The 14743-nt window shown below is 67.9% G+C and carries 11 protein-coding genes; 6 read left to right on the top strand and 5 right to left on the bottom strand.

Annotation, left to right across the window (positions count from 1 at the left end):
* The first annotated feature begins 53 nt into the window (after positions 1-53).
* Together ABH927_RS20375 and mgrA are read left to right on the top strand one after the other, a co-directional pair.
* A complete protein-coding gene (locus tag ABH927_RS20375; RefSeq protein ID WP_370023822.1) occupies positions 54-929 on the top strand; it encodes a hypothetical protein in 876 nt (291 codons plus the stop codon).
* A gap of 109 nt (positions 930-1038) precedes the next feature.
* Positions 1039-2052: an L-glyceraldehyde 3-phosphate reductase gene (gene mgrA / locus ABH927_RS20370; protein WP_370023820.1), complete on the top strand. Its 1014-nt coding sequence runs from the start codon at positions 1039-1041 to the stop codon at positions 2050-2052.
* Between the two features lie 184 nt (positions 2053-2236).
* Here the strand turns inward: mgrA and ABH927_RS20365 are convergent, their stop codons facing one another.
* Entirely contained in the window at positions 2237-3568 is a 1332-nt protein-coding gene (locus tag ABH927_RS20365; RefSeq protein WP_370023818.1) for an MFS transporter, read from the bottom strand.
* 110 nt (positions 3569-3678) lie between these two features.
* Between ABH927_RS20365 and ABH927_RS20360 the strand changes: the two genes are divergently transcribed.
* Complete coding sequence (locus tag ABH927_RS20360; RefSeq protein WP_370023816.1) at positions 3679-4494, top strand: SAM-dependent methyltransferase; 816 nt, start codon at positions 3679-3681, stop codon at positions 4492-4494.
* A gap of 21 nt (positions 4495-4515) precedes the next feature.
* On the opposite strand, the gene ABH927_RS20355 is transcribed toward ABH927_RS20360, so the two are convergent.
* The 3 genes from ABH927_RS20355 to ABH927_RS20345 are packed head-to-tail and all read right to left on the bottom strand — an operon-like array spanning position 4516 to position 8506.
* Positions 4516-5379 carry an NAD(+)/NADH kinase gene (locus tag ABH927_RS20355; RefSeq protein WP_370023814.1) on the bottom strand — a complete coding sequence of 288 codons (864 nt, stop codon included), beginning with the start codon at positions 5377-5379 and terminating at the stop codon, positions 4516-4518.
* 50 nt (positions 5380-5429) lie between these two features.
* Complete coding sequence (locus ABH927_RS20350) at positions 5430-6851, bottom strand: ATP-binding protein (RefSeq protein ID WP_370023812.1); 1422 nt, start codon at positions 6849-6851, stop codon at positions 5430-5432.
* Entirely contained in the window at positions 6848-8506 is a 1659-nt protein-coding gene (locus ABH927_RS20345; protein WP_370023810.1) for an FAD-dependent oxidoreductase, read from the bottom strand. Before ABH927_RS20345 ends, ABH927_RS20350 begins: the two co-directional genes overlap by 4 nt.
* A 215-nt stretch (positions 8507-8721) precedes the next feature.
* Between ABH927_RS20345 and ABH927_RS20340 the strand changes: the two genes are divergently transcribed.
* Positions 8722-9387, top strand: coding sequence for a CBS domain-containing protein (locus tag ABH927_RS20340; RefSeq protein ID WP_370023808.1), 666 nt, complete (start codon positions 8722-8724; stop codon positions 9385-9387).
* A gap of 46 nt (positions 9388-9433) precedes the next feature.
* Here ABH927_RS20340 and ABH927_RS20335 read toward each other — a convergent pair whose 3' ends face one another.
* A complete protein-coding gene (locus ABH927_RS20335; RefSeq protein WP_370023806.1) occupies positions 9434-10486 on the bottom strand; it encodes an LLM class flavin-dependent oxidoreductase in 1053 nt (350 codons plus the stop codon).
* Between the two features lie 522 nt (positions 10487-11008).
* Between ABH927_RS20335 and ABH927_RS20330 the strand changes: the two genes are divergently transcribed.
* Entirely contained in the window at positions 11009-11479 is a 471-nt protein-coding gene (locus tag ABH927_RS20330) for a hypothetical protein (RefSeq protein ID WP_370023805.1), read from the top strand.
* Positions 11480-12216: 737 nt separating this feature from the next.
* Positions 12217-14343 carry a prolyl oligopeptidase family serine peptidase gene (locus ABH927_RS20325; RefSeq protein ID WP_370023803.1) on the top strand — a complete coding sequence of 709 codons (2127 nt, stop codon included), beginning with the start codon at positions 12217-12219 and terminating at the stop codon, positions 14341-14343.
* Positions 14344-14743 lie beyond the last annotated feature (400 nt).

The raw sequence follows: 14743 nt of genomic DNA, 5'->3' as shown, positions 1-14743 counted from the left end.
GGTTCGGCAGTCACCACGATCATCCGTCTCCGACGGGGAAAGGGCCGGCAGGCATGTGGGGGTCAGGGGAATCCCGGACGCTGGAGGGCGAGCAGAAGGCGCTGGGAGGAGGGGAGGACACGATGCTGGACGCCGAGCAGAAGGTGCTCGAAGGCGGTCAGCGGGCGGCGCGGACGGACGCGGTCGCGCCCCCCGGGTTCGACCCCGCCAAGGTCGAGGAGGTGAAGAAGTGGGCGTTCGATCGGTACAAGGAGGTCGAGGCGCTCCACGCGCGGATGTCCATCCAGGAGAGCGATCCGTCGAAGGACGATGTCGAAAAGGTCGTGAAAAGGCTGCGGGCGCTCGAAATCGCGGTCGCCGTCAACCACGAGGACCCGGTTGCCGCCAAGCAGCGTTTCGAGGACTGGGCGCGCCGCGAGGCCAAGGTGGCATGGCTGTACTACGTCGAGCACTGGAAGAAGCAAAAGGCAAAGGAAGAAGAGGAGAACGCCCGGAAGGAGCGGGACCGGCGCAAACTGCTGGCCAGACAGGCCGTGGTCGAGTTCCGCAAGACCTACGCCGGAGCCCCTGACCCGGAGTCCGAGGTGGGAACGGTGCTCGCCGGCCTCGTCGACGTGAAGACCGGGCTCGTCTGGCTGGGCAGCAGCGGCGTGCCCAACCGGAGGTATGCGCTGACCACGATCATGCGGGACATCCTCAAGAACGTCCGCCAGGTCGAGAAGTGGAAGACGGACGTGTGCGCCGAGGTCGACGTGATGAACACCTACATCAAGGAGATCGGCATCACGTCGCCGGCCGATATCGTCGGGAAGAACCTGAACTTCCACGCCGAGACGTGGGACGACTTGCGGCAGGTGTGGAAGGCGAGGGGCGCCTGCGGGAACTGCCGCCAGTGGATCACCGACATCAACGCCGATCACGGCGGCTGAGGCGCGCCCCGAGGGGCCGGGGCGTTATCTAGTGATATTTCCTGATAGTCCTTATGTACGGCTTTCGCCACCCCGGCGGGAGCCGTACATCCACGAAGAGAGGCCTCGCATGTCCCCGCAGTCCCCCTATGCCGCCCCTTATGCCGCCGAACCCGGCCGCTACGACACGATGACCTACCGGCGGAGCGGACGGAGCGGGGTCCTGCTGCCGGAGATCTCGCTCGGGCTGTGGCACAACTTCGGTCACACCACGCCGCTGGACCGCCAGCGTGACGTCCTGCGCCGCGCCTTCGACCTCGGCATCACCCACTTCGACCTGGCCAACAACTACGGCCCGCCGTACGGCTCCGCGGAGGAGAACTTCGGGCGGCACTTCAACGCCGACTTCCGGCCGTACCGCGACGAGCTGTTCATCTCCACCAAGGCCGGTTACGACATGTGGCCCGGGCCGTACGGCGAGTGGGGGTCGCGGAAGTACCTGCTGTCGAGCCTGGACCAGTCCCTCAAGCGGATGAACCTCGACTACGTCGACGTCTTCTACCACCACCGCCCCGACCCCGAGACGCCCATCGAGGAGACCATGGGGGCGCTCGACACCGCCGTCCGCTCCGGCCGGGCGCTCTACGCGGGGATCTCGAACTACTCCGCCGAGGAGACCGCCCGCGCCGTGGCCGCCCTGCGGGAGCTCGGCACCCCGCTGCTGATCCACCAGCCCAACTACTCGATGCTCGACCGCTGGATCGAGGGCGGGCTGCTTGACACCCTCGAGGGCGCCGGCGCCGGGTGTATCGTCTACTCGCCGCTCGCCCAGGGGCTGCTGACCGGCCGCTACCTCGACGGGGACGTCCCCGCCGACTCCCGGATGGCGATCGGCCGCTTCCTGTCGCGCGACGACCTCACGCCGGAGCTGCTGGAGACGCTGCGCGGGCTCAACAAGGTCGCCCAGGCCCGTGGGCAGAGCCTCGCCGAGCTCGCGATCTCCTGGATCCTCCGCGACAGCCGCGTCACATCCGTGCTGATCGGCGCGAGCAGCGTCCCGCAGCTCGACCAGAACGTCGCCGCCCTGGCCGGCCCGCCCCTGTCCTCCGAAGAACTCGCGGAGATCGACCGCCTCCTGGGCTAACGGAGGGCTCACTTCGGATGGCGGCCGTGAGTACTCGCTTGATGCCATCCTCCGCATGATCACGCTTGGTTGATGCGCAGGTCGCGGGGTTATGCCGGGAGCCTGCGCATGATCACCAACAAGAGATTGGCAGGTGGGCGGGGCTCACCGGGAACTTGTGCATGATCACAAACAAGGGGAGGGGTCAGTCGACGGGGACCGCCTCCCCGGCCAGGTCGGCGTCCGCCCTGGCCGCGATCCGCCGCCGTACGGACAGGCCGTACGCGGCGACCAGCAGGCCGGCCGCGCCGGAGACGACGAACGGCCCGGCGGGCCGCCACGTGTCGTGCAGCACGCCGCCCAGCGCCGAGATGATCATTACGCCGGCCGCGCCGCAGAGCGTGTGCACGCCGAACGCCGACCCCCGCACGTCGGCGGGCGCCTGCTGCGCGAGCAGCGGGCCGGCCGTGGTGATGACCGCGATCTCGCCTACGCCGATGAGCACGGCGACGACCATCATGCCGGGGCCGAGCGGATCCGCGACGAGCAGCGTCGCCAGGTACGCCACCCCGGCGACGACCTGGGCGACGATCACCAGATCCTGGCGGCGCACGCGATCGCCCAGCCAGCCGAACAGCGGCGCGGTGACGAGCGCGACCGTCTGCGAGATCCCCACGATCGCGCCCGCCTTGGCCACGGCCTCGGCGCTGGTCATGCCCGCGTGCCCCTTGGCGTAGTCGGAGACCCACAGGCTCATGAAGGACACGACGATGGCGAGGTCGGCTCGCGCGACGAACGACGCCGCGTAAGAGAACGCGACCCCCGGATCGCGCGCCAGCGCCACGCCCTCGCGGACCAGCCGGGGCAGTGGGGTCCGCTCGCCGATGGAGCTCACTCTCACCCGCGACAGCGACAGCCACAGCGCGCCCGCGGCCACCAGGATCCCGGCCGCGATCACCAGGAACGCCAGGCGCGCCGCGGCGACCGGCTCCAGTCCCGCGGACTCCAGCGTCTCCGGCAGCCGGACGAGGGCGAGCACGGCGATCACCGCCCCCAGCCCGCCGAAGACGCCGATCAGCCCATACGACGTCCCGCGCGAGCGGGTGCGGACGTAGTCGATCGCGATGGTGGACAGCATCGCGTTGATCGCGGCGACACCCAGCCCGAACACCACACGGAGCGCCACGAGGACGGCCGTGCTCCCGGCGAACGGGAACAGCGCGGTGCCGGCCGCGCACAGCCCGAGGCCGGCCAGCACGACCAGCCGCCGACCGGCCCGGTCGGCGAGCGCGCCGTACCACGCGAGGCTCAGCACCATCGCGAGTTCGGCCGCGAAGTTGAGCACGCCGATCGTCGTTCCCTGGCGCGACTCCGGCACCCCGAGGATCGTGGTGAGGATGTGCGGCTGCGCCGACGGCAGGAAGGACACCACCGCCGTGCCGATCGTCGCGAAGGACAGCAGGGCCCACATGTTGACGGAGGTGATTCCGGAGGCGAGCTGGGCGCCCAGGACCCGGCGCCGGGGGGAAGCGGCCATGGAAGGATCATGGCAGGAAAGAAGATTTTCGTACCATATTTAATAAAAGCCACGACATTTCGTGTCTGAGCTAAGATCGCCCGGAGTGTCGACGAGTGGGAGGGATTCGCATGGACCCGCGCGTCCTCGGTAGTGGCTTCGACCCGACCGTCCCCAACGCGGCACGCATGTACGACTACTTCCTTGGCGGCAAGGACAACCTGCCCGCCGACAGGGCGGCGGCCGAGCAGGTCCTGCGGTACGTCCCCGAGATCCCCATCGGCATCCGGGAGAACCGCGAGTTCCTCGTCCGGGCCGTGCGCTTCCTCGCCGAGCGGGGCATCCGGCAGTTTCTCGACATCGGCGCCGGCCTGCCCACCCAGCGCAACGTGCACGAGGTGGCGGGCGAGCACGCCCCCGGCGCCCGGACCGTGTACGTGGACAACGACTCGCAGGTTCTCGCGCATGCCCGCGCCCTGCTCCAGGACACCCCGCTCGTCCAAGTCGTCGAGGGCGATCTGCGCCGTCCCCAGGACATCCTGAACCATCGGGAGGTGCGGGAGCACCTCGACTTCTCCCAGCCGATCGCCGTCCTCCTGCTCGCCATCGTGCACTTCATCCCCGACTCCAACGACCCCGCCGGGATCATCGCCCACATCCGGGAGGCCCTCGCACCCGGCAGCTACCTGGCGATCTCGCACGTCGCGGCCGACGCGCGTCCCGAGGTCGCGCCCGGGGTGGAGAAGGTCTACCAGAACGCCAGCGCCCAGTTCGCCGCACGCATGACGGACGAGATCGTGCCGTTCTTCGAGGGACTCGATCTCGTCGAGCCCGGCATGGTCAACCTGCACGATTGGCGTCCGGACAACCCCTTCATCGACCCGTCGATCGAGCGGAGGAAGGCGTACTTCCTCTGTGGCGTCGGCCGCGTCGTCTCCGTCTCCTAGCCACGGGCGGGAGACCGGGCGTCAGTCGACCTCGGCGCTGCCGTTGACGCGGAGCTTGCGGCGGGCGCGTTCGTAGAAGGTCGTGGTGCCGAGCCGTACGACCTGGGCGGCGGCCCGGAGGGCGGTCACGGTCAGGCGGTCACCGGGGCACAGGTAGCCGCCGATCGTGCCGTCCACCTCCATGGCGAGCTGCCCGCTGGTGGGGAGCACGTCGAGGGTGACCTCCTCGTCGGCCGACAGGACGAGGGCCCGGTTGAACGCCGAGTGCGCCGCCGCCGGGACGACGAGGAAGCCCTCCACGGTGGGGGAGACGATCGGGCCTCCCGCCGAGAAGCTGTACGCGGTGGACCCCGTGGAGGTTGCGACGATCACGGCGTCGGCGGCGTACCGCACGAACGGATGCCCGTACACGCTGACGGCCACGGCGGACAGCCCGTCGCCGGGGATCCGTACCAGTGCGATGTCGTTGAACGCGGTCACCGTCTTCCCGTCCGAGCCGGTGGCCTGGATCGCCATGCGCGGCTCGACGGTGAATCGGTGGCTGTCGATGGCCGACAGGGCGGGAGGCAGCTCCTCGACGTCGATCTCCGCGAGGAATCCCAGTTTGCCGAGATTGACGCCCAGAATGGGGGTGGGGTGGCCCTCGATCAGCCTCATGGTGCGCAGCATCGTGCCGTCGCCCCCGAGGCTGACGAGCAGGTCGGAACGCTTCACGAGGGTCGGAGCGTCGACCGGGACCGCGTCGCAGTCGATGCGGCCCACCTCGTCGGGCAGGCCGAGCACCGCGCCCCCGCGCCCGCGCGCCCACTCGACGATCGTCTCGATCGCCTCCGCCGAGTCGCGCCGAGGATGCAGTACGAGCCCGACCGTGCTGACCATGCCCATGACCACACTGTACGAGCAGCCGCGAGTGAGGTGGGCCACTCGCCCGCTGGCTAGACGGAGGCTCCGTCGTTGATCGGCAGGTAGACCCGGAACCTGGTGTCGCCAGGAACGGAATCCACCCGGATGTCACCGTGATGCTTGTTCACGATAATCCGGTAGGAGATGTCCAGCCCCAGGCCCGTGCCCTCGCCGACCGGTTTGGTGGTGAAGAACGGCTCGAAGATCCTCGGCCGGACCTCGGGCGGGATGCCGGGGCCCGTGTCGCCGACCTCGACGACGAGCCGGTCGTCCTCACGACTGGTGCGAATGGTCAGGGTGCCGCTCTCGCCCATCGCGGACACCGCGTTGTCGATCAGGTTGGTCCACACCTGGTTCAGCTCGGCGGCGTACGCGGGGATCTCCGGCAGCGTCCGGTCGAACTCCTTGACCTTGCGGATCCCCGGCGGGATCTTGGCCTGCATCATCGTCAGGGTGGCGATGAGCAGGTCGTGCACGTCGACGGTCTGGTGCGGCGCGCGGTCGAGCTGGGAGTACTGCTTGGCCGCCGCGACGAGCCCGGAGATGCGGGTGACCGCGTCCTCGATCTCCCCCATCAGCAGTTCCGTGTCGATGGTGTAGGTCAGCCACCGTACGGCCGGCTCCAGGTTGTCCTCGCCCACCGCGCCCGCGATCTGCTCCAGCCACGTGATGTCGACGCTCCCCGCGACGAGCGTCGGGGCCAGGTCCCACCCGCCGGTGATGTCGTGGTCGTCGAGCCAGTCGGCGATCACGTCCTCGGCGTCGGACGTCTCCAGCGCGGACAGCTCCGGCGCGGTGGCGGCCCGCTTGACGGCGGCCTCCTGGAGCTCGACGAGGTCGTGCAGCTGGGTGCCGTCCAGCCGCCCGTCGGCGATCATGGCCAGCTTGTTGCGCATGCCGGCGACCCGGTCCCGCAGCGCGGAGGTCGCCCGTACGGCCGCCGCCGCCGGGTTGTTCAGCTCGTGGGTCAGCCCGGCCGACAGCGAGCCGAGCGCCAGCAGCCGCTCCCGCTCGCCGACGATCGTCTGGCTGGCCCGCATGCCGACGAACAGCCCTTCGAGCAGGTGCATCGCCATGGGGAACCATTCGCGCACCGACGCGGCCATGACGTCGGCGGGCAGCACGAAGAACTCGGCGTCGGTGATGGCCCGGAGGGTGTTCATGTAGACCTGGTCGGCCAGGGCGAAGTACGCCTGGGTCGCTCCGCCGTAGACCCCGCGCTGCTCGGTGCGGCTGACCTCCACGTCGTCGCCGTGGATCCGCCTGCTCATCGCGACTGTGCCGTTGAGCAGCACGAAGAAGCAGGTCGCCGGCTCGCCCTCGGAGTAGACGGCGGTGCCCGCGGCCCGCTGCTCGGCCTCTCCCACCTCGGCCAGCCGGGCGAGCTGGCTGTCGTCGAGAGCCTCGAAGAGGAAGAGTGTGCGCAACTCGTCGGGCGTTAGCCGCCGGGTCATCGGGCCTCCAGGTAACGGTGGATGAGCGACACCGCCATCGCGCCCTCGCCCACGGCCGAGGCGACGCGCTTGACCGAGTCGGCTCGCACGTCTCCGGCGGCGAAGACGCCCGGCATGCTCGACTCGAGATGGTAGGGGTCCCGGGGCGGCGTCCAGCCGGGCGGGCGGCGTCCCTCGGTGAGCAGGTCGGGACCGGTGATCACGAAGCCGTGCTCGTCCCGGGCGACGGCGCCGCCGATCCAGTCGGTCCGCGGCTCGGCCCCGATGAACACGAAGAGCCAGGAGGTCTCGACGGTCCTCGTCCTGCCCGAGTGGGGGTCGCACAGGGTCAGCCGTTCGAGGTGGTCGGTGCCCTCGCCGCGTACGACGGTCGACCGCGGATGCACCTCGATGTTCGGGATGCCGGCGATCTGATCGATGAGATAGCGCGACATCGAGCGGGTCAGGTCGTCGCCGCGGATCAGGATGTGCACGCGGCTCGCGTACCGGGAGAAGTACACGGCCGCCTGACCGGCGGAGTTGGCCCCGCCGACGATGTAGATCTCTTCGCCCGAGCAACTGGGCGCCTCGGTCGACGCCGAGCCGTAGAAGACCCCGCGACCGGTCAGCTCGGCGAGCCCCGGGGCCTCCAGCATCCGGTAGGAAACGCCGGTGGCCAGGACGATCGTGTGTGCGGCGATGGCCGTACCGTCGCAGAAGTGCAGCACCCGGGCCGAGCCCGCGCATTCGAGGCCGACCACCTCGCGGGTGGTGAGCAGTTCTGCGCCGAACTTGAGCGCCTGCCTGCGGGCCCGATCGGTGAGCTGGGCTCCGGACACGCCGTCGGGGAAGCCGAGGTAGTTCTCGATCCGGCTGCTCTGGCCGGCCTGGCCGCCGGTCGCCCGCTGCTCGACGAGCACGGTCCGCAGCCCCTCGGACGCGCCGTAGACGGCCGCGCCGAGGCCGGCCGGCCCTCCGCCGACGACGGCGACGTCGTAGAACTCCAACGCCGGCGTGGTCGTCAGCCCCACGTGGGCCGCCAGATCGATCTCGCTCGGCCTGGCCAGCGACTTGCCGTCGGCGGTCACCACGACCGGCACGTCCGCCTCGGACAGCCCCGCCGCGCTCAGCAGGCGCCGGCCTTCCGGGTCGTCGGCCAGCAGCCACCGGTACGGCACGAGGTTGCGGGCCAGGAAGTCACGCACCTCGAAAGACGGCGCCGACCAGCGGTGGCCGATGACCCGCGTCTCCGGCATCGCCGTGTCCGGGGTGGCCGTCCACGCGTCGAGGAGGGCGTCGACCACCGGGTAAAGCTTCTCCTCGGGCGGGTTCCAGGGCTTGAGCAGGTAGTGGTCGAGGTCGACGACGTTGATCGCGTCGATGGCCGCGTCGGTGTCGGCGTACGCCGTGAGCAGAACTCTGCGGGCCAGCGGGAACAGGTCCATCGCGGCCTCGAGGAACTGGATGCCGTTCATCTGCGGCATCCGATAGTCGGCGAGCATGACGGCCACCTGCTCGCCGCGCAGCTTGATCTCGCGCAGCGCGTCAAGGGCCGCGTCGCCGGACTCGGCCCGGACCACGCGGTAGCGGTCACCGTACCGGCGCCGCACGTCACGGGCCACGGCGCGGGACACGGCCGGGTCGTCGTCGACGGTCAGGATCGCGGGGTTCGCCATAAACGACATCAAACCATGCGTTTTCTGTGTCCGCTTGAGTCGATTGACGGTATCGCCTTGGGGCGGGCGCACTGTCTATCCCAGAAGAACGGTGATTTGGGCGGGGACGTAAGTCCCGGAACGGGGTGACCTTCGCCGCTGCCCGCTCCCGGCCGGGCGGCGGACCCTTGAGCGGAGGGCGGAGCCTTGAGCGGAGGGCGGAGCGGGAGCGCATCATGTCGATGACCGTGAGAGACGTCATGCACCGGTTCGTGATCGCGGTCGAGACGGGCGCCTCGCTCACCGACGTGGTGAAGGCGATGTGCCGGTTCCACGTGGACGCCGTACCCGTCGTCGATGAGGACAGGCGCGTGCTGGGGGTCATCTCGGACGACGATCTGCTCCTCAAGGAGATCGACACCAGACGCCCCGGCGATTCGATTTTCGAGGGTCCGTCGCGCCGCCGGCAGCACCGGAAAGCGGCCGGCCGTACCGCCGCTGAGCTCATGACGAGCCCGGCGATCACCGTCACCGAGGAGACCGACCTCCGGTGGGCGGCCGGGATCATGCACAAGAACAGGGTCAAGCAACTGCCCGTGGTCGACCCCGAGACGGGGCGGATCTTAGGCCTCGTCCGCCAGTCCGACCTGCTTCAGGTCTTCGTCCGGCCGGGGGTGGAGGTCCGCGACGAGGTCGCCGCGGCGGCCGGGCTGCTGTGCCGTGATTGTTCCGTTCGGGTGAACAACGGTGTCGTCTCGCTGGCGGGCACCGTGGAACGCCGTTCGCAGATCGCCCCTCTGCTCGACGAGGTCTGGAAGGTGGACGGAGTCGTCGACGTGGAGGCCGACCTCTCCTTCGAGATCGATGATCTCCCCCGGGCCGTCCCGCCCCTCTACATCTGAGCGGGGAACGAGCACTGAGTACGGGTATTCGGCACGAACAGTGCCTCTACCCCTGCTGGAGTCGCTCGCGCACCCGCGGTGCGACCTCGGTGCCGAAGAGGCGGAGGTTCTCCATGATGTGTTCGTGCGGCATCGGGCCCATGCCGTACTTGAGATCGAAGCGGGTGGCGTCCAGGGCGGTCATGGTCCTGACGATGCGCTGGGCGACGGTCTCGGGGGACCCGACGTAGAGGGAGCCATATTCCACCTCGTGCTCGAAATACTCGCGAGTGATCGCCGGGAATCCGCGCTGCCGCCGCGTGTCGAGCATGAAGCTCTCGTAGGTGGGCCAGTACTCCTCCTTCGCCTCCTCGTCCGTGGCCGCGACATGTCCAGGCGAGTGCACACCGATGGGCAGGGGAGCGAGGCCCGCCTGCGCGGTGGCCTCGCGGTACAGCTTGGACAGCCGGGCGAAGCGCGCGGGGTTGCCGCCGATGATCGCGAGCATCAGCGGGAAGCCGTACTTCGCGGCGCGCACGACGGACGCAGGGTTGCCGCCGACGCCCACCCAGGTCGGCAACGCCCCGCCGGCGGTGCGCGGGTAGACCTGAAGCCCGGGTAGGGCGGCCCGTGTGGTTCCTGCCCAGGTGACCGGCTGTTCCGTGCGCAATTGGGCGAACAGTTCGAGTTTCTCCTCGAAGAGGCGCTCGTAGTCCGCGAGGTCGAATCCGAACAGCGGGAACGACTCGATGCTCGACCCGCGGCCGAGGATCACTTCGGCGCGCCCTGAGGAGAGGGCATCGAGGGTCGCGTACCGCTGGAAGACGCGCACGGGGTCGTCGGAGCTGAGCACCGTCACCGCGGACCCCAGGTGGATTCGTGAGGTACGGGCCGCGATGGAGGCCAGGACCAGGTCCGGCGCCGGCAGCGGCATCTCCTTGATGTGGTGCTCGCCCAGGCCGAAGAAGTCGATGCCCGACTCCTCCGATAGGACCCCCTCCGCGACGAGTTCTCGGATGTTCTGCGGCTGGCTGAACATGGTGCCGTCGCCGTCGAGGGTCATGTCTCCGAAGCTGTCGACCCCGATCACGATCGGGTGCTCTTCAGGCGTGGTCGCCATCGTCGTCCCTTCAATGCTTGACACGTCAAGCATAGGCATATGATTGACGTGTCAAACAAGGGGCCCGGCGGACCGTCTTCGGGGCTCGTCGCTACGACTTCGAGCAGGCCCTGCGGAACAAGGTCGCCTAGGACGTTCCCGCTCGCCTTGCCCGGTTCAGATCCTCCTGCTGCTGGAGAACCCCGAGGCCGGCTACCCGCTCGGCCGGGGAAGCTGACCGGATTCCGCAAGCTTGTCGTCGGCTGGAACATCTGGCGGGTCGTCTACCGGATCACCGACGACAAGGCGGTCGAGATCTGCGAGATCTGGGCTGTCGGAGAAAGGGCCGGCGCCGAGGTCTATACCGAAGCCAGAGCGATCATTCAGCCGGGATCTCGTGGTCGATGCCATCTGACTCCGGAGGTTCATCCCCTGATCTCACTCAGGCTGGACAGAGAGGGCTCCCTTTGCCGGCAAGTATGGGCGCGGCACTCTTTCTCTGCCCGCCGGGTATCAGAATGTGTTCTGACTTACGATGGTGGGGTGTCCACGAGAAATGCCGACGCCGTCACCTTCTCGGATCTGTCGAGAAACCCCCGAGCCGTCGCCGAACGCGCCGCACGCCTCGGTCGAGTACGCGTGACTCACCGCGATGCCCCCGACTTCTACCTAACCGCGGCCGATCGTGAGGATCAGCGTGGGGAGACGCTGGCTACGGCATCTCGCCTGTTCCTCGCCCTCCTCAAGCACGATCCGACCGCCCGCGCGCTGGTCATCGCCATGCCCGAAGTCTTCCCCTGGGTCCGCCACCTCGCCTCCGCCGAACTTCGCGCGTTTACCCTCGAACTGGTCGAAGCGCTCTCTGATGCCGCAGAGCTAGACGTTGACACCACCACGCAAGAAGTAATCGCAGGCTGGAGGGCAACCGCTCGCATCAAGGCCGACCCCGCGCGCTACTCTCAGGCCCGTACGGCTACGAGCGGCGACTTCGGGCCGGTAGAGGTCTCGGCGTGAGTCCGAAGCGTGGAGACCGGGTGACGCTCCCACCTCCGGACAACGAGTGGGATGTCCGGTTTGGTGCCAGTGATGCGGTCAAGGGCTGGGAGGAGTTGTGCCGTCACGCTCTGGCCAACACGCGCCGATGTTTCGAGGCACTGCGGCGACCAAGTAGGCCACGTCCCCTGCCAGTGACCATGAATCGCCGGCTCCAGTGAACGCAAAATCAGCAGTAGGGCTCGGGCCAGCGATGACTATGGCAACCGGTTGATTACTCTCGGTCGCGCGATGCGAGAACTCCGTCAGCCCTGGGATCTATCTCGAAAGGCTCCGAATTACTTTTGCGCAAGATTGATCTACACGCGGCATTCCAGTATGCCTTCTTTCCTTGCATGAAATTTTGGCGGGAGGATGGCCAATACAACCGGCCGGCTGCCCGGTCCGCACCTGCCGAGGATCCAGGAGGATTGGCGCTCACTGTCGAGAGCGACGCCTGTGTTTATCGATCGCAGGCACGGGGATGGCTACTGTCGCAATCGCTCATTTCGGGCGAATCGACAGATCCGGGAGGCAGACATGAACGGATACCTACCGTATCGTGATTCCACTCCGGCTGCCCGCATTGGGGCCGTACGCGGCTGGCAGGCGGAAATTCTACGCGGCCAGTCGTAGCCGAGTGAGCCGAGGTACTGCGGTGCGTATAGGCCGCAGTGCCTCGACCTATGGCAGGCGGGGCAACACATCGGGGGGCGTTTATGGCGCGATTGCTTTACCCTGCCGCTTGGCGCAGCGATGTGGTGGAGGATCTGTTCGGATTCCCGGTTTCCGATCCCTACCGGTGGTTGGAAGACGGCGATGATGCGCGCGTGCGCGACTGGGCGGCGGCCCAGGATCGTCTCTTCCGCGGGTATCGCGCCGAATGGCGTGAGAAGCAATCGTGGGCGTCCTTGGTGGATGAGGTGTCATCCTTCGGCGTGTCGGAGCCTCCAATGGCGCGTGGTTCGGTCATGTTCCTTGCCGAGCAGCTCCGTGGGGATGAGCAACGGCGCCTGCTCGTCGTTGACGCCCAGGGGAACAGGCGGGTGCTGGTCGATCCGGTAGAGATCGATCCGTCCGGCCATACCGGGCTGCATGCCTGGTGGCCATCGCGTGAGGGCGAACGTGTGGCTGTCCAAATGGAGGTCGGCGAGCAGCCCGGCAGCGACATCATGGTGCTGGACGTGCGTACCGGCGAGGCGGTGGACGGGCCGTTGCCACGTGCCCGTAACACCTCGCTCGCCTGGCTGCCGGGAGGGGATGCGTTCTACTACGTCAGCCGTGTCCCTGATGAGGAACTGGCCCCCGGCGACATGCGTCTGCAGCGGCGGGTGAGGTTGCATCGGATCGGTTCGCCGTGGCGGACCGACGCTGTGGTGCTCGGCGGCGACGATGCCCCAGACCACTATTACGGGCTCACGGTCAGCGCCGACGGCCGTTATCTGGCGATCACTGCGATGGTTGGGCCCGCCTCACACAACGATGTGTACGTGGCCGAGCTCATCGATCCGGAAGCCCCGCATTTCGTCAAGATCGTGGACGGGCGCACCATACGCGCCCGTGTTCTCCCACGCTTCCTCGCGGACAACAATCTGTTGCTGGTCACCGACTACCAGGCCCCGTGTGGCCGCATCTGTATGGCGCACCGGGACGATGCCGACCCGGCTGCATGGCGCGCGCTGGTAGCCGAAGATCTCCAGGCTCCCTTGGACGAGTGTCTGGTCCTGGACGACCCGGCACTTCCGCGGCCCCTCCTGCTGGTGGCACGCACCCGCCAGGGCACCTCCACCCTGACCCTGCATGACCTGGCCAGTGGCCGGCTGCTCACCGGTCTGCCCCTTCCCGGCGCGGGCGTCGTGTCATCCCTGCGCACAAACATCCCACACGGACATCGCGCATGGTTCAGCTACTGCGACGCGACCACACCCCCCACCATCTATCGCTACGACGCGACCAGCGGGACGACGGAACAAGAAACCGGCGCCACGATAGCCGGACATACTCCAGAAATCCGCAGCCGCAGCGTTCGCTATCAGGCCGGCGACGGCACCGAGATCACGCTGTTCCTGTTCACCCCGGCTGAAGAACATCAGGGCCCCCGACCCACCCTCCTTTACGGTTACGGCAGCTTCGGCATGCCTATGCGCCCATGGTTCTTCCCCATGGCGGCCGCATGGGTCAGCGCCGGCGGCACCTACGCGGTCGCCTGTGTACGCGGAGGCGGCGAAGAAGGCCAACACTGGCACGACGCCGGCCGCGGACCACACAAACACCGCGCGGTCAGCGACTTCAACGACGCCGCGACCTGGCTCATCAACACCGGTCGAACCACGCGCGACCAACTGGCGATCTTCGGCCAATCCGCCGGCGGACTACTGGTCACCGCCGCCGCCATACAGCGACCAGACCTGTATGCCGCGGTTATCGCCGAAGGGCCGCTATGTGACATGGTGCGCTACGAACACTTCGGCCTGGGATGCACGTGGACCGACGAATTCGGTACCGCCTCCCAACCCGAACAACTCCAATGGCTACTCACATACTCCCCCTACCACAACATCACGCCCGGAGCCCCCTATCCCGCATTCCTCCTCGCCGGCGCGGTAACCGATCTGCAGACCGGAGAGGCCCACGTCACCAAAATGTGCGCGGCCCTCCAACACGCCACCATTAGTGACCGGCCGATCCTCATGCGCCGAGAACCCGACACCGCCCACGCCGCCTTTCCCGCGAGCAAAGAACGCGCCCTGGCCGCGGACATCCTAGCTTTCGCCGGAAAATACACCGGTCTATCACCGGAAAAGACACCCATGCGTCTTCACGAGACTGCCGCAGAACCACACTGAGAACGGCCTGACCGTAACCACTGGAATCAGGCGGCGTATAGAAATCAGCGTGGAGTCGCGCGCCTGCGGGCAGGGGCCCCGTGAAAGATGGCCCACCGGCCACAGCGCCCCCACACCGGCGATCACCAGAGACCGTGGTGGGCACCGATTCTTGGGTCTTCGGCTCCATCTGTGCCAACATCGGGTGATCCTGATCGCGCTCCATTAGTCTCGGTCCCCAACGGCTACTGCGGCATAGGCGGCGCCAACGTCAAGTTGGGTGACCCATCCGCGTGCCTGACAAGTCGGGCCTGGCGCCCAGCGAGGAATAGCCCTTCAAGTCCTGGTTGTACTGGATCGCACCTCGCCGCCGGATCGTGCTCTTGACCGTGTTCCACAAGACACGGTCACGCGATCATCG

This window comes from Planotetraspora sp. GP83 (assembly GCF_041262585.1).
Lineage (GTDB): Bacteria > Actinomycetota > Actinomycetes > Streptosporangiales > Streptosporangiaceae > JAOEGB01.
Note: the sequence above shows the minus strand (reverse complement) of the source record. Positions and strands in the feature narration are given on the sequence as shown.

Bases quoted from the DNA above. Each gene is read 5' to 3' on its own strand.
- ABH927_RS20360 (WP_370023816.1), top strand. From the start codon at position 3,679: ATGGACCCGCGCGTCCTCGGTAGTGGCTTCGACCCGACCGTCCCCAAC.
- ABH927_RS20350 (WP_370023812.1), bottom strand. From the start codon at position 6,851: ATGACCCGGCGGCTAACGCCCGACGAGTTGCGCACACTCTTCCTCTTC.
- mgrA (WP_370023820.1), top strand. From the start codon at position 1,039: ATGTCCCCGCAGTCCCCCTATGCCGCCCCTTATGCCGCCGAACCCGGC.
- ABH927_RS20335 (WP_370023806.1), bottom strand. From the start codon at position 10,486: ATGGCGACCACGCCTGAAGAGCACCCGATCGTGATCGGGGTCGACAGC.
- ABH927_RS20355 (WP_370023814.1), bottom strand. From the start codon at position 5,379: ATGGGCATGGTCAGCACGGTCGGGCTCGTACTGCATCCTCGGCGCGAC.
- ABH927_RS20365 (WP_370023818.1), bottom strand. From the start codon at position 3,568: ATGGCCGCTTCCCCCCGGCGCCGGGTCCTGGGCGCCCAGCTCGCCTCC.
- ABH927_RS20325 (WP_370023803.1), top strand. From the start codon at position 12,217: ATGGCGCGATTGCTTTACCCTGCCGCTTGGCGCAGCGATGTGGTGGAG.
- ABH927_RS20340 (WP_370023808.1), top strand. From the start codon at position 8,722: ATGTCGATGACCGTGAGAGACGTCATGCACCGGTTCGTGATCGCGGTC.
- ABH927_RS20345 (WP_370023810.1), bottom strand. From the start codon at position 8,506: ATGGCGAACCCCGCGATCCTGACCGTCGACGACGACCCGGCCGTGTCC.
- ABH927_RS20375 (WP_370023822.1), top strand. From the start codon at position 54: ATGTGGGGGTCAGGGGAATCCCGGACGCTGGAGGGCGAGCAGAAGGCG.